Raw genomic sequence first — 14,179 nt, forward strand, 5'->3', positions numbered from 1 at the left:
ATCAATTACTTAGCCGCCCACTGAGCCACTCCAGGGTCGGCGGGATCTCCCGGCGCCAGGTGTTGAAGTTGTGGCCGCCGCTTTCGAGGATGATCGACGAGATCCGGGTCCGGTCCGTGGCCTTCGCCAGGTCTATGAAGTTCAGCGTGGCCTTGTAGTTGGATTCTCCAACTTTGCTGCTGGTGACGAGGAGGGAGGTGTCCGGAGCGGAACGATTCTTCAGGAACCAGCGCAGATCGGCCTCCTTGCGCAGGGTCTCGTCGCCGTGGAACAGGTCGCCCGTCGTCGGATCGGTCGGCGCCTTGTAGTACGCCGACAGGCCCGCACCCGCCGCGTACACCTCCGGGTGGTGCATCGCGAGCTTCAGGGCGCAGTAACCACCCGTGGAGTCCCCGACGATCCCCCAGCTCCCGGGCTTCTTCCCGACCCGGTAGTGGGCCGCCACGGCGTCCGGCAGGTCCTTGGCGAAGAACGACTCGGTCTGCGGCCCGCCCGGCACGTCCACGCACTCCGTGTCCCGCGGCGGAGCCACCGTCGGCCGCAGCATCACCAGGATCATCGGCTGCATCCGCCCCGCCTCGACGAGCCGCCGCGCGGTACGCGGATAGTGCAGCTTGTCGACGAGGGCCTCCGCGGTCCCCGGGTAGCCCGTGAGGACGACGGCCGCGGGGAACGTGCGCGTGCGGTTCTTCGCGGCGAAGTACTCCGGCGGCAGGTACACGTACGCGGGCGTGTCGATGTGCGTCGTCCGGCCGGCGAGGACCACCTTCTGGATCTGCCCGCCGAAGTCCGGCCGCCCGCCGCCCCCTTCCACCCGCCGGGTGTCCACCACCCGCAGCGGACCGCCCGCGGCGCCGTTCGCGTGGTCGACGACCACACCCGGCTCCGTCTCCCGGCCGAGCAGGTCCGCCCAACTGGCGTAGAAGCCGAAGGCCTGATTGGCGGACAGCCCCACGGACACGAAGAGGGCCAGTTGTGTGCACAGCAGCAGCCCGACCCGGCCGCCGACGGCCCGCCAGGAGCGCTTCGCCAGCCGCGGCCACCACCACACCGTGCCCGCGAAGAGCATTAAGGCGAACACGACGGACAACAGCAGCACGGTGTTGCTCGTGAGACCCATACAGCGGATTCCTGCCTGCTCGGTGGCCCGGGCGCACAGCCGTTCCCCCGACTCCTTCGCGAGGGCTTGTCCCGGACTTTCCTTGGCCTTTTCAGCGGCTTTGAAGAGAGGAGTGAACCTCTCTCCCCGAGACACCGTCCTAGAGGGCGCAATGTCGCCGGATGCCCGAATCGGGTCCGGATCCAAGGTCTCTCGCGGAACTACGGGATGCGATGTCTGTCAGGGAAGATGGGGAAATGTCGGGCGGGGTTCCAAACCGATCAAGCCGGGTGCAGGCGCTGATGCGTGGTCCGCGCCCCCAGTCCGTACCCGCCCTCGTCGGCAGAGCCTGTGCCCTCGTGGGGCTGGTGGACGTCGCGGCGGGCATCTTCCCGCGGTTCCGGCAGAGCCGTATGCACACACTCGCCGAGGTGCTGCCCGGCTCGTTCGGCCCCTTCGCGGCGGCGCTCTCGCTCAGCGCCGGCGTGCTGTTGCTCCTGCTCGCCCACGGCCTCAAGCGCAGCAAGCGGCGCGCCTGGCGGGCCGCCGTGGTCCTGCTCCCGGCGGGCGCCGTCGCGCAGTTCGTGTACCGGCACTCGATCGTGGGCGCGCTCATCTCGCTCGCGCTGCTGGTGCCGCTGGTGGTCCACCGCGACCAGTTCAACGCGCTGCCCGACCCGCGCAGCCGGTGGCGCGCGCTCGCCAACTTCGTCCTCATGGGCGCCGGTTCCCTCGTCCTCGGGCTGATCATCGTCAGCGTCCACCCGCGGCGCATGATCGGCGACCCGAGCCTGGCCGATCGCATTACGCACGTCCTGTACGGCCTCTTCGGCTTCGAGGGCCCGGTCGACTACCAGGGCAGCACCTCCTGGACCGTCGCCTTCTCGCTCGGCGCCCTCGGCTGGATCACCGCCGTCACCACGATCTACCTCGCCTTCCGCCCCGAGCACCCGGCCGCCCGCCTCACCGAGGAGGACGAGAACCGGCTGCGCGCCCTGCTGGACAAGCACGGCCGCCGCGACTCCCTCGGCCACTTCGCGCTGCGCCGCGACAAGGCCGTGGTCTTCTCCCCCAGCGGCAAGGCCGCCGTCACCTACCGCGTCGTCTCCGGCGTGATGCTCGCCAGCGGCGACCCCATCGGCGACGTGGAGGCCTGGCCCGGCGCCATCGAACGCTTCATGGACGAGGCCAAGGCACACTCCTGGACACCCGCCGTCATGGGCTGCTCGGAGACCGGCGGCGAGGTCTGGACCCGCGAGACCGGCCTCGACGCCCTCGAACTGGGCGACGAGGCGGTGGTGGACGTCGCGGATTTCTCACTCGCCGGCCGCGCGATGCGCAACGTCCGGCAGATGGTCAAGCGCATCGAGCGCGCCGGTTACGAGACCCGCGTACGTCGTGTCCGTGACCTCGGCGAGGCCGAGCTGGAGCGGATCCGGCTGGCCGCGGAGGACTGGCGCGGCACCGACACCGAGCGCGGCTTCTCCATGGCGCTCGGCCGCGTGGGCGACGCCGCGGACGGCGACTGCCTCATCGCCACCGCCCACAAGGCCGACGAGGTACCCGGCCCCTACGGCGACCTGAAGGCGATCCTCCACTTCGTGCCCTGGGGCACCGACGGCGCCTCCCTGGACCTGATGCGCCGCGACCGCGCCGCCGACCCCGGCATGAACGAGCTCCTCATCGTCGCCGCGCTCCAGGCCGCCCCGAAGTTCGGCATCACGCGCGTGTCGCTGAACTTCGCCATGTTCCGCTCCGCGCTGGCCCGCGGCGAGAAGATCGGCGCGGGACCGGTGCTGCGCGCCTGGCGCGGGCTGCTGGTCTTCCTCTCCCGCTGGTTCCAGATCGAGTCCCTGTACAAGTTCAACGCCAAGTTCCAGCCCCGCTGGGAACCCCGCTTCGTCGTCTACCGCGCCTCCGGCGACCTCCCGCGCATCGGCTTCGCCGCCATGCAGGCCGAGGGCTTCGTCAACCTCGCCCTCCCCCTGCCCCGCTTCCTGCGCCGCCGCACCAAGCCGGCACGCGCGTGTGCCCACAGCCTCACGGAGAGACAGGACGTACGGGCCGCCTGACCCGCCCCCCGACCGGCCCGGGCGCAGGCCCCGCCCCTCCCAGCCCTGGGGCCCGCGCCCGGGCCGCCCCGCGTCCCCGCCCCCCGCTGGGCCTACGCTGAACGTATGAGCAAGCAGAGCGGACGCGGGCGCGTCGCCGGCCTTCCGGACTGGGACCGCTGCGCGGTCATGGGGGTCGTCAACGTGACCCCCGACTCCTTCTCGGACGGCGGCCGCTGGTTCGACACGACGGCCGCCGTCAAGCACGGCCTCGAACTGGTCGCCGAGGGCGCCGACCTCGTCGACGTCGGCGGCGAGTCCACCCGCCCCGGCGCCACCCGCGTCGACGAGGCCGAGGAACTCCGCCGCGTCATCCCCGTCGTGCGCGGCCTCGCCTCCGAGGGCGCCGTCGTCTCCGTCGACACCATGCGTGCCTCCGTCGCCGCCCAGGCCCTCGCCGCCGGCGCCGCCCTCGTCAACGACGTCAGCGGCGGCCTCGCCGACCCGGCGATGATCCCCGCCGTCGCGGACGCGGGCGCCCCCTTCGTCGTCATGCACTGGCGCGGCTTCCTGGAGGGCGGCAACGTCAAGGGCTCCTACGAGGACGTCGTCACCGAAGTCGTCGACGAACTGCACGCGCGCGTGGAGGCCGTTCTCGCCGGCGGCGTCTCCCCCGACCGCATCGTCGTCGACCCGGGCCTCGGCTTCTCCAAGGAGGCCGACCACGACCTCACCCTGCTCGCCCACCTCGACCGGCTGCACACCCTCGGGCACCCGCTGCTCGTCGCCGCCTCCCGCAAGCGCTTCCTCGGCCGTGTCCTGGCCGGCCCCGAGGGCGCGCCCCCGCCCGCCCGCGAGCGCGACGCGGCCACCGCCGCCGTCTCCGCGATCGCCGCGCACACCGGCGCCTGGGCGGTGCGCGTGCACGAGGTCCGCGCGACGGCGGACGCGGTACGGGTCGCGCGCGCCGTGGAAGGAGCGCGGTGACCGCCCCGCACACCGACGTCGAGCAGGTCGAGGCCGCCAACACCGCCTTCTACGAGGCACTGGAACAGGGCGACTTCGAAGGCGTCTCCTCGCTCTGGCTCACCCCGGCCGACCTGGGCGTCGACGAGGAGTACCACGACCCCGCGGACACCGGCGTGATCTCCTGCGTGCACCCCGGCTGGCCGGTGCTGACCGGACGCGGCGAGGTCCTGCGCTCGTACGCGCTGATCATGGCGAACACCGACTACATCCAGTTCTTCCTCACCGATGTGCATGTCTCCGTCACCGGCGACACCGCCCTGGTGACCTGCACGGAGAACATCCTCAGCGGCGGCCCCGCGCCCCGGGCCGGCGAGGAGCTCGGGCCGCTCGTGGGCCAGCTCGTGGTCGCCACCAACGTCTTCCGCCGCACCGCCGACGGCTGGAAACTCTGGTCCCACCACGCCTCCCCGGTCCTCGCCGAGAACGACGACCGGCCGGACACCGACGAGGACGACGAGAGTCCCGCCTGATCCGGGAAGTGGCTGGAATCACGAACCCGTGGGCCGCCGCGGCCACCGGCCCATGAGCCACCGGGTTCACCAAGGGAAACACCGGGTGCAGACTGCCCCGCAGACCGCCCTCACCGCGCGCCCACCGCCCGGCCCCGTCGGTGCACGCAGGTAGATTCGTTCGAGGCAACCGACGATTGCAGGAGTGATTCGCGTGGATCGTGTCGCGCTGCGCGGCCTGAAGGCCCGCGGGTACCACGGTGTGTTCCCCGAGGAACGCAGGGAGGGCCAGACCTTCGTCGTGGACCTCGTGCTGGGCCTGGACACCCGGCCGGCCGCCGCCGACGACGACCTGGCGAAGACCGTGCACTACGGCGTCGTGGCGGAGGAGGTCGTGGCCGTCGTCGAGGGCGAACCGGTCAACCTCATCGAGACGCTCGCCGAACGCATCGCCCAGGCCTGTCTGCGGCACGAGGGGGTACAAGAGGTCGAGGTCGTGGTCCACAAGCCGAACGCCCCGATCACGGTCCCCTTCGACGACGTGACCGTCACCATCACCCGGAGCCGAGTATGACCGCGTCCTTCACCGAGGGTCACAGCGACCCGACCGTTCAGCCGGTGCCCGCCTCCGTCGTCCGGCAGGTGGACGCCGCCGACACCACCCTGCACAACCCCAAATGGGCCGTGCTCTCCCTCGGTGCCAACCTCGGCAACCGCCTGGAGACCCTCCAGGGGGCCGTCGACGCCCTGGAGGACACCCCCGGCGTCCGCGTCAAGGCCGTCTCCCCGGTGTACGAGACGGAGCCCTGGGGCGTCGAGCCCGGCAGCCAGCCCGCCTACTTCAACGCGGTCGTCCTGCTGAAGACCACCCTGCCCCCGTCCTCGCTCCTGGAGCGGGCCCACGCGGTCGAGGAGGCCTTCCACCGCGTCCGGGACGAACGCTGGGGCGCGCGCACCCTCGACGTCGACATCGTGGCGTACGCCGATGTCGTCGACGACGACCCCCACCTCACGCTGCCGCACCCGCGCGCCCACGAACGCGCCTTCGTCCTCGCCCCCTGGCACGACGTCGACCCCGAGGCGCGGCTCCCCGGACACGGCGCGGTCGTGGACCTTCTCGACACGGTCACCCGCGAGGGCGTCACCGCCCGCAAGGACCTGGAACTCCACCTGCCCGAGTAGTCGTTAAGGTCAAGACGACCACCACGACACTCGTCCGCGGCACGACCGCGGAACCCGGGGGAGCTGAAGGGACACCGTGAGAGAGCTGCGCATCAGGGTGCTGGCCGGCGTGTTCGTCGTGGCTGGCGTCCTGTCCTGGGCGGGCGCCCGCCTCTGGAACTCGATCGGGACCCTTCCCAGCGTCCCCCTGGCCGCCCCCATCGTCCTCGCCCTGATCGCCGTGGTCCTGCTGTCCACGGCACTCTCGCTGCGCGCCCGTCTCAAGGCCCAGCGCGAGCGGCGCCCCGAGGCCAAGGGCGTCGACCCCCTGATGGCGGCCCGCGCGGTCGTCTTCGGCCAGGCCAGCGCGCTGGTCGCCGCCCTCGTCTCCGGCATGTACGGCGGCACGGGCGTCTTCCTCCTGGAGTCCCTCGACATCCCCGCCCGCCGCGACCAGGCCATCTACGCCGGCTTCTCGGTCCTGGCCGGCATCGCCGTCATAGCGTCCGCCCTCTTCCTGGAACGCGTCTGCCGCCTCCCGGAGGACGACGACCACGACAAGGGAGCCGCTTCCCCGGCCTGACGGCCGACGGCTCCCGGCGTGCCTCAGTGCGCCATGATCAGGCTCATCGCCTCGTTGCGCGTCGCCATGTCCCGCAGCTGACCGCGCACCGCCGAGGTGATGGTCTTGGCGCCGGGCTTGCGGATGCCCCGCATGGACATGCACATGTGCTCGCACTCGACGACCACGATCACCCCGCGCGGCTCGAGGATCTCCATGAGCGCGTCCGCGATCTGCGTGGTGAGACGTTCCTGCACCTGCGGGCGGCGCGCGAAGACATCTACCAGCCGGGCCAGCTTGGACAGCCCGGTGATCTTCCCCGAGGTGGACGGGATGTAGCCGACATGGGCGACGCCCCGGAACGGCACCAGATGATGCTCACAGGTCGAGAACACCTCGATGTCCTTGACCAGCACCATTTCGTCGTGCCCCAGGTCGAACGTCGTCGTCAGCACGTCCTCGGGCTTCTGCCACAACCCCGCGAATATCTCCCGGTACGCCCGCGCCACCCGCGCCGGAGTCTCCTTCAGGCCCTCGCGGTCCGGGTCCTCGCCGACCGCGATCAGGAGTTCGCGTACGGCGTTCTCGGCGCGCTTCTCGTCGAACTCGCCGATGAAGCCCTCGCCGTCCAGCGTCACGGGGTCGGTCATGTGCTGCCTCGTTCCTAGATGTCCTACAAGGTCCCGCCGGGCCGTACGGAATCGGCCATATGGCAATGCCGCGCCCCCCAGGCTAGAACCTGGGGGGCGCGGCATCCATTCCGGGCCTGGTGGGGGCTCCGGGAGCTCGGATCAGCTCTCGGGGCGGTCCTCCGGGGCGGGCTCGGTCACCGGGGCGGGCTCCGCCGCGGTGGACTTCGCGGTGGAGATCGCCGGGGTCGCGCCGTTGGCGCCGTTCGTCAGCGCGAGCTCCTTGGGCGAGAGCACCGGCGGACGGGTGGACGGCGTACGGCGGGAGGAACCGGTCCAGGCGGGCCGTGCCGGGCGCTTGACGATGGCCGAGAAGATCTCGGCGATCTCCTCCTTGCCCAGCGTCTCCTTCTCCAGCAGCTGCAGGACCAGGTTGTCGAGGACGTCGCGGTTCTCGACCAGGATCTCCCAGGCCTCGTTGTGCGCGTTCTCGATGAGCTTCTTGACTTCCTCGTCCACCAGCGCGGCGACCTCTTCCGAGTAGTCGCGCTGGTGAGCCATCTCACGGCCGAGGAACGGCTCGGTGTTGTCGCCGCCGAACTTGATCGCACCCAGGCGCTCGGTCATGCCGTACTGGGTGACCATCGCGCGGGCGGTGGCGGTGGCCTTCTCGATGTCGTTCGCCGCGCCCGTGGTCGGGTCGTGGAAGACGAGCTCCTCCGCAGCGCGGCCGCCGAGCATGTAGGCCAGCTGGTCCAGCATCTCGTTGCGCGTGGTGGAGTACTTGTCCTCGTCCGGGAGCACCATCGTGTAGCCCAGCGCACGGCCGCGGCTCAGGATCGTGATCTTGTGGACGGGGTCGGAGTTCGGGGAGGCCGCCGCGACCAGGGCGTGACCGCCCTCGTGGTACGCGGTGATCTTCTTCTCCTTGTCCGACATGATCCGGGTCCGCTTCTGCGGGCCCGCGACCACACGGTCGATCGCCTCGTCCAGCATCTGGTTGTCGATCAGCTTCTTGTCGCTGCGCGCCGTGAGGAGCGCGGCTTCGTTCAGCACGTTCGACAGGTCGGCGCCCGTGAAGCCGGGGGTGCGGCGGGCGACGGCGGCCAGGTCGACGTCGGGCGCGACCGGCTTGCCCTTCTGGTGGACCTTGAGGATCTCCAGACGTCCCTGCATGTCCGGGCGGTCGACCGCGATCTGACGGTCGAAACGGCCGGGGCGCAGCAGCGCCGGGTCGAGGATGTCGGGCCGGTTCGTCGCGGCGATGAGGATCACGCCGCCCTTGACGTCGAAGCCGTCCATCTCGACGAGGAGCTGGTTCAGGGTCTGCTCGCGCTCGTCGTGACCGCCGCCGAGGCCGGCGCCGCGGTGGCGGCCGACCGCGTCGATCTCGTCGACGAAGACGATCGCCGGGGCGTTCGCCTTGGCCTGCTCGAAGAGGTCACGGACCCGGGAGGCACCGACACCGACGAACATCTCGACGAAGTCGGAACCGGAGATCGAGTAGAAGGGGACGCCCGCCTCGCCGGCGACGGCGCGCGCGAGCAGGGTCTTGCCGGTGCCGGGCGGGCCGTACAGCAGCACACCCTTGGGGATCTTGGCGCCGACGGCCTGGAACTTGGCGGGCTCCTGCAGGAACTCCTTGATCTCGTGGAGTTCCTCGACGGCCTCGTCCGAGCCGGCCACGTCGGCGAACGTCGTCTTCGGGGTGTCCTTGGTGATGAGCTTCGCCTTGGACTTGCCGAAGTTCATGACGCGCGAGCCGCCGCCCTGCATCTGGTTCATCAGGAACAGGAAGACGACCACGATGAGGACGAAGGGGAGCAGGGACAGCAGGATCCCGACGAAGGCGTTCTGCTTCGTCGGAGAGACCGTGTAGCCGTCCGGGATCTGCTTGTCCTGGTACTTGGTCTGCAGCGTGTTGGCGATGGTCACGCCTTGGTCGCCGATGTAGCTCGCCTGGATCTTCGAGCTGCCCTTGACCTTCACGCCGTCTTTGAGCGTGACCTTGATGGTCTGCTCGTCACCGGTGGTGAGCTTGGCCGACTCGACCTTGTTCTCGTTGATCGCCGCCACGACTTGGCCGGTGTCCACCGTCTTGTAGCCGCCGGACGAGCCGACGACCTGCATCAACACGACCACGGCAAGGACGGCCAGCACGATCCACATGACCGGCCCACGGAAGTATCGCTTCACGTCCATCCATACGGAGCGGTGCCGCCCCGTCCCTCCTGCCATAGTGAGTTTGATAAGACAGTTCTTCTGACGGTACCCCAGCTTTGTCGCGGGAAGCCGCACGGTCCGGCTGGGGAACCCGTCTGCATGCTCCAACGGCGCGAGGCCCGCCGGGGTTCCCGTACGTCCTACGGGTCTGTGCCCCGAGGGGTTCAGCCGCCGTAGACGTGGGGCGCGAGCGTACCGACGAACGGAAGATTGCGGTACTTCTCGGCGTAGTCGAGTCCGTAGCCGACGACGAACTCGTTGGGGATGTCGAAGCCGACCCACTCGACCTCGATGGCGACCTTGGCGGCGTCCGGCTTGCGCAGCAGCGTGCAGATCTTCAGGGACTCGGGCTCGCGGGAGCCGAGGTTGTTGATCAGCCAGGACAGGGTCAGCCCGGAGTCGATGATGTCCTCGACGATCAGGACGTGCCTGCCCTTGATGTCGGTGTCGAGGTCCTTGAGGATCCGCACCACACCGGAGGACTGGGTGCCCGCGCCGTACGACGACACGGCCATCCAGTCCATGGTGACGGGGGTGGACAGCGCCCGGGCGAGGTCGGCCATGACCATCACCGCGCCCTTGAGCACGCCGACGATCAGCAGGTCCTTGCCCGCGTACTCCGCGTCGATCTTCGCGGCCAGCTCGGCCAGCTTCGCGTCGATCTCTTCCTTGGTGATGAGCACCTGCTGGAGGTCGGCACCCATGTCTTTCGCGTCCACCCGCATCACTTTCGGTCGTCCCAAGGGCCGGTCCGGACCCTCCGTGCGGAGGGTCGGGAATCAGCCTTGCCGAATCACCAGTCTGCCACCCTGCCGCTGGGCCACGACTTTGCCCGGGAGATTGATGGCTCCCTGGCCGCGCCAGCCGGTGATCAGCCGGTCGACCTCCTCGATGTGCCGGGCGAAGAGGGAGCCGGCCGGGGCGCCCGCCTCGATGGCGGCACGGCGCAGGATGCGGCGGCGGACGGCGGGCGGCAGGGCGTAGAGCTTGGCGCACTCCAGGAGGCCCGCCGCGTCGCGTACGGAGTCCTCCGCGCGGCGGGCCCAGGCGTCGAGGGCGTCGGCGTCGTCGCGGGAGAGCTGGGCCGTCCGGGCGAGTGCCTCGACGACGCCCTTGCCGAGGGCCTTCTCCAGCGCGGGCAGGCCTTCGTGACGCAGCCGGGAGCGGGTGTAGGCGGGGTCGGCGTTGTGAGGGTCGTCCCAGACGGGCAGGGACTGGACCATGCAGGCCTTGCGGGCGGTCTGGCGGTCGAGTTCGAGGAAGGGGCGGCGGTAACGGCCGTCGGCCCCCGAGACCGCGGCCATTCCGGACAGGGAGCGGATGCCGGAGCCGCGGGCGAGCCCGAGGAGGACCGTCTCGGCCTGGTCGTCGCGGGTGTGGCCGAGGAGGACGGCTGCGGCGCCGTGGTGTTCGGCGGCGGCGTCGAGGGCGGCGTAGCGGGCGTCGCGGGCGGCGGCCTCGGGGCCGCCTTCGCGGCCGACGGTGACGGCGGTGGACTCGACGGGGTCCAGGCCGAGTTCGCGCAGGCGCAGGACGACTTCTTCGGCGCGCAGGTCGGAGCCGGGCTGCAGGCCGTGGTCGACGGTGACACCGCCGGCGCGGATGCCGAGCCGGGGGGCTTCGAAGGCCAGTGCGGAGGCGAGCGCCATGGAGTCGGCGCCGCCGGAGCACGCCACGAGGACGAGCGGCGCGGGCGGGCGCCTGTACGGCGCCGGCACGAGGGTGTCGGCGGTCGCCCCGGTGGGCTGGTGGTCGTTGAGGATGTCGTGGAGGACGCGGCGGACCGCCAGGCGTATCGCCGCGACCGCTGGATGGGGACCCATGTCCGGTTCCCTTCAAGAAGTGTTCGGGGGGTGAACCCGAGGTCGGTCACTCAGAGTGTGTAGATGGTGACAGAACCGGGCCGTTCCCTGAGCATCGCACGCCTGTCGCGGGCTCACGGTCCCTCGGACGGGTGATTGAAGGGGCGTTTGCCTGCCACGGGCCGTTTCCGGTTCACGGCGTTCCGCGTCGGCGTGCGGCCGGGCTCACGATTCGGCCTTGCGGTGCACCCGCGCGACCCAGTCCGCGGGTTTGGCGATCTCGGCCTTGGTGGGGAGGGTGTTGGGTGAGGTCCAGACGCGGTTGAAGCCGTCCATGCCGACCTGGTCGACGACGGACCGCACGAACCGTTCGCCGTCCTTGTACTGGCGGAGCTTGGCGTCCAGGCCGAGCAGTTTGCGCAGGGCGACGTCCAGCCGGGAGGCGCCCTTGGCGCGGCGCTGCTGGAACTTCTCGCGGATCTCGGCGACGGTGGGCACGACGTCGGGGCCGACGCCGTCCATGACGAAGTCGGCGTGGCCCTCCAGGAGGGACATCACGGCGGTGAGGCGGCCGAGGATCTCCCGCTGGGCCGGGGTCTGCACGAGTTCGACGAGGGAGCGGCCGCCGTCGTCCTCCTCGCCCTCGGGGCGGCCGCCGGCGAGGGACTGGGCGGCCTCCCGGAAGCGCTCGAGGAAGGTCATGGGGTCGACGTCGGTCTCCCCCAGGAACGACTGGATCTCGCCCTCCAGGTGGTCGCGCAGCCAGGGCACGGAGGAGAACTGGGTGCGGTGCGTCTCCTCGTGCAGGCAGACCCAGAGGCGGAAGTCGTGGGGGTCGACGTCGAGTTCGCGTTCGACGTGGACGATGTTGGGGGCGACGAGGAGCAGTCGGCCGCCGTTCTTGGCGCCGGCGGGCAGGTCGCGGGTGGCGGGGGCGAAGGTCTCGTACTGGCCGAGGACGCGGGAGGCGAGGAACGACAGCAGCATGCCCAGTTCGACGCCGGTGACCTTGCCGCCGACGGCGCCGAGGACCGCGCCGCCGGGGGTGTTGCCGCGGCGCTCCTGCATCTTGTCGAGGAGGGGTTTGAGGATCTCCCGGAACCCGGCGACGTTCGCCCGGACCCAGCCGGGCCGGTCGACGACGAGGACCGGGGTGTCGTGGATGTCCTCGGTGCCCATGCGGGTGAAGCCGCGGACGTGTCGCTCCGAGGCCTTGGCGTGCCGGCGAAGTTCCGCGACGACGGTCCGGGCGTCGTCGCGGCTGACCTCGGGTCCCGGCCGCACGAGTCGGGTCGCGGTCGCCACCGCGAGATTCCAGTCGATCATCCCAGCAGATGCGGCACCACCGATGCTCGTCATGTGTCAACCGTACGTGCTCGGCCCCGGTTGGGGCAGGCCGCGCGGGGTCGATCAGGGAGACGTCAGGGTCGTGCCCTGCGGGATGTCCCTCAGCGGCAGCCGCAGCCCGCCAGGGCCGTCGCCGCCTTGTCCAGGGCGGTCTGGGCGGCCGTCGGGTCGGTGGTGTCGGAGGTGAGCAGGGCGAAGGCGAGGAGGCGGCCGTCCTGGTCGACGACCGTGCCGGCGAGGGTGTTCACGCCGGTCAGGGTGCCCGTCTTGGCCCGTACGACGCCGGCGGCGCCGTCGGCATAGCGGGTGCTGAGGGTGCCGGTGAAGCCGGCGACGGGCAGTCCGGTGAGGACGGGGCGCAGTGCGGGCAGGCGGGGGTCGCCGGCCTTGACGAGGAGGGCGGTGAGGAGGTGCGCGGTGAGGCGGTCGGCGCGGTCGAGCCCGCTGCCGTCGTGGAAGGCGGCGCCGGTCACGGGCAGGCCGAGCTTCTTGAGCTGGGCCAGGACGGCCTTGCCGCCGCCCGCGAAGTCGGCCCGTCCTCCGGTCGCGAGGGCGGTCTGGCGGGCGAGGGCCTCGGCGATGTCGTTGTCGCTGTTGGTGAGCATGCGTTCGATCACCGTGGACAGCGGGGGCGAGGAGACGGTGGCGAGCGTCTGCGCGCGCGTGGTGGCCTTCGAGGGGCCGGGGGCGGAGGTCTTGACGCCGGCGGCGTTCAGGAGGGCGGCGAACCTACGGGTGGCGTCGGCGGCGGGGTCGCTCACGCGGGTCGCCGGTCCGCTGGTGGAGTCGTCGGTGCGGCCCTCGTCGGCGCTCAGGGCGGTGACGGGGGCGAGGTTGGGGTTGACCCCGATGGGGTGAATCGGGGTGCCCGGGAAGAGGGTCGTGTCGTACGAGAGGGTCACCTGCGTGATGCCGCGCGTGGTGAGCGTCCTGGCGGTGGTGGCGGCGAGGGTGCGCAGGCTCGCCCAGCCGCCGTCGTCCGCGCGGGCGGTGAGGGTGGGGTCGCCGCCGCCGACCAGCACGAGTTCCCTCGTGTCGGGTTCGAGGGCGGTGCGGGTGGTGAGGCGGTGGTCGGCGCCCATCGCGGAGAGCGCGGCGACGGCGGTGGCGATCTTGGTGGTGGAGGCCGGGGTGAGCGCCGTGTCGGCCCCGGAGCCGTACAGGCTCTTGCCGGTGGTCACGTCGACGACGGCGGCGGTGTGCCGGGCGCCGAGGGCCGGATCGGCCAGCAGGCGGTCCAGGACGGCCTTGAGGCCGGTGGTGGTGGGCAGGGCGTCCGGGGCGGATTTCACGGTGTCCGCGGCGCCTCCGAGGCCGGTGAGGACGGAGGCGGCGCTGGGGGCGGGCCGGGGCGCTCCGGCGGCGGACGTACGGGACGAATCGTCCGTACGGCCGTGATCTGTGCCACCCGCGTGTCCCAGGGCGACGGCCCGGTCCCGCTCGGCCGTACGCTGACCGGTGGTGTCCCAGGGGCCGGCGGCGGTCACCACGCCCGCGGCCAGCGCCAGTCCGGCGGTCGCCGCACCCGCGGTGTACCGCCAGTCACCGGCGTGCGGACCGGCCTTCGTGATCCGTGCGAGTGGCGGACCGGCCGCCCGTGTCAGCCGTGCGAGCTGCGGCTTGGCGGCCGCCGCCGCGCGCGCGAGCGGGGGCCGTACGATCCCTGCGGCACGTGCCAGACGCGGTCCGACGGCGTCCGTGATCCGCACCACATGCGGTCTCGCGGCCCGCCAAGGCCTCAGCTCTGGCACGACCACCAGCCCCTTTCGCGATCACACACCTGCGTGAGGGACACTTAATCACCAGAACTATGTGCTGATCATGGAG

At 71.2% G+C, this 14,179-nt stretch carries 13 protein-coding genes; 6 read left to right on the forward strand and 7 right to left on the reverse strand.

The window, feature by feature from the left end; translation table 11 throughout:
* Nucleotide 1: 1 nt before the first annotated feature.
* Nucleotides 2–1,120 carry an alpha/beta hydrolase gene (locus tag OG852_RS21280; RefSeq protein ID WP_133910530.1) on the reverse strand — a complete coding sequence of 373 codons (1,119 nt, stop codon included), beginning with the start codon at nt 1,118–1,120 and terminating at the stop codon, nt 2–4.
* Nucleotides 1,121–1,356: 236 nt separating this feature from the next.
* On the opposite strand from OG852_RS21280, the gene OG852_RS21285 reads away from it, so the two are divergent.
* The 6 genes from OG852_RS21285 (at nt 1,357) to OG852_RS21310 (ending at nt 6,372) form a co-directional block, all read left to right on the forward strand.
* Entirely contained in the window at nt 1,357–3,171 is a 1,815-nt protein-coding gene (locus OG852_RS21285) for a phosphatidylglycerol lysyltransferase domain-containing protein (protein ID WP_330348690.1), read from the forward strand.
* A gap of 105 nt (nt 3,172–3,276) precedes the next feature.
* Nucleotides 3,277–4,137, forward strand: a complete 861-nt coding sequence (folP, locus tag OG852_RS21290; RefSeq protein WP_133910532.1) for a dihydropteroate synthase — start codon at nt 3,277–3,279, stop codon at nt 4,135–4,137.
* On the forward strand, nt 4,134–4,649 hold the full coding sequence (locus OG852_RS21295) for a nuclear transport factor 2 family protein (protein ID WP_330348691.1): 516 nt from the start codon (nt 4,134–4,136) through the stop codon (nt 4,647–4,649). The genes folP and OG852_RS21295 overlap by 4 nt, the downstream gene beginning before the upstream one ends.
* A gap of 193 nt (nt 4,650–4,842) precedes the next feature.
* A complete protein-coding gene (gene folB, locus OG852_RS21300) occupies nt 4,843–5,202 on the forward strand; it encodes a dihydroneopterin aldolase (protein WP_133910534.1) in 360 nt (119 codons plus the stop codon).
* Nucleotides 5,199–5,810 carry a 2-amino-4-hydroxy-6-hydroxymethyldihydropteridine diphosphokinase gene (gene folK / locus OG852_RS21305; protein ID WP_133910535.1) on the forward strand — a complete coding sequence of 204 codons (612 nt, stop codon included), beginning with the start codon at nt 5,199–5,201 and terminating at the stop codon, nt 5,808–5,810. Before folB ends, folK begins: the two co-directional genes overlap by 4 nt.
* A gap of 76 nt (nt 5,811–5,886) precedes the next feature.
* Nucleotides 5,887–6,372, forward strand: a complete 486-nt coding sequence (locus tag OG852_RS21310) for a DUF3180 domain-containing protein (protein ID WP_133910536.1) — start codon at nt 5,887–5,889, stop codon at nt 6,370–6,372.
* A 23-nt stretch (nt 6,373–6,395) separates the two neighbouring features.
* On the opposite strand, the gene folE is transcribed toward OG852_RS21310, so the two are convergent.
* From folE to dacB, 6 genes are all read right to left on the reverse strand, one after another.
* On the reverse strand, nt 6,396–7,001 hold the full coding sequence (gene folE, locus OG852_RS21315) for a GTP cyclohydrolase I FolE (RefSeq protein ID WP_133910537.1): 606 nt from the start codon (nt 6,999–7,001) through the stop codon (nt 6,396–6,398).
* A 141-nt stretch (nt 7,002–7,142) separates the two neighbouring features.
* The gene (gene ftsH, locus OG852_RS21320; protein WP_330348692.1) at nt 7,143–9,182 is read right to left on the reverse strand and encodes an ATP-dependent zinc metalloprotease FtsH; all 2,040 of its coding nucleotides are present in this window, start codon (nt 9,180–9,182) and stop codon (nt 7,143–7,145) included.
* 185 nt (nt 9,183–9,367) lie between these two features.
* Nucleotides 9,368–9,928: a hypoxanthine phosphoribosyltransferase gene (gene hpt / locus OG852_RS21325; RefSeq protein WP_133911230.1), complete on the reverse strand. Its 561-nt coding sequence runs from the start codon at nt 9,926–9,928 to the stop codon at nt 9,368–9,370.
* Between the two features lie 54 nt (nt 9,929–9,982).
* Nucleotides 9,983–11,026, reverse strand: a complete 1,044-nt coding sequence (gene tilS, locus OG852_RS21330; protein ID WP_133910539.1) for a tRNA lysidine(34) synthetase TilS — start codon at nt 11,024–11,026, stop codon at nt 9,983–9,985.
* A 204-nt stretch (nt 11,027–11,230) separates the two neighbouring features.
* A complete protein-coding gene (locus tag OG852_RS21335) occupies nt 11,231–12,364 on the reverse strand; it encodes a zinc-dependent metalloprotease (RefSeq protein ID WP_133910540.1) in 1,134 nt (377 codons plus the stop codon).
* Between the two features lie 89 nt (nt 12,365–12,453).
* The gene (dacB, locus tag OG852_RS21340) at nt 12,454–14,109 is read right to left on the reverse strand and encodes a D-alanyl-D-alanine carboxypeptidase/D-alanyl-D-alanine endopeptidase (protein WP_330348693.1); all 1,656 of its coding nucleotides are present in this window, start codon (nt 14,107–14,109) and stop codon (nt 12,454–12,456) included.
* Nucleotides 14,110–14,179: the final 70 nt, after the last annotated feature.

It is taken from the genome of Streptomyces sp. NBC_00582, assembly GCF_036345155.1.
Classification (GTDB): domain Bacteria; phylum Actinomycetota; class Actinomycetes; order Streptomycetales; family Streptomycetaceae; genus Streptomyces.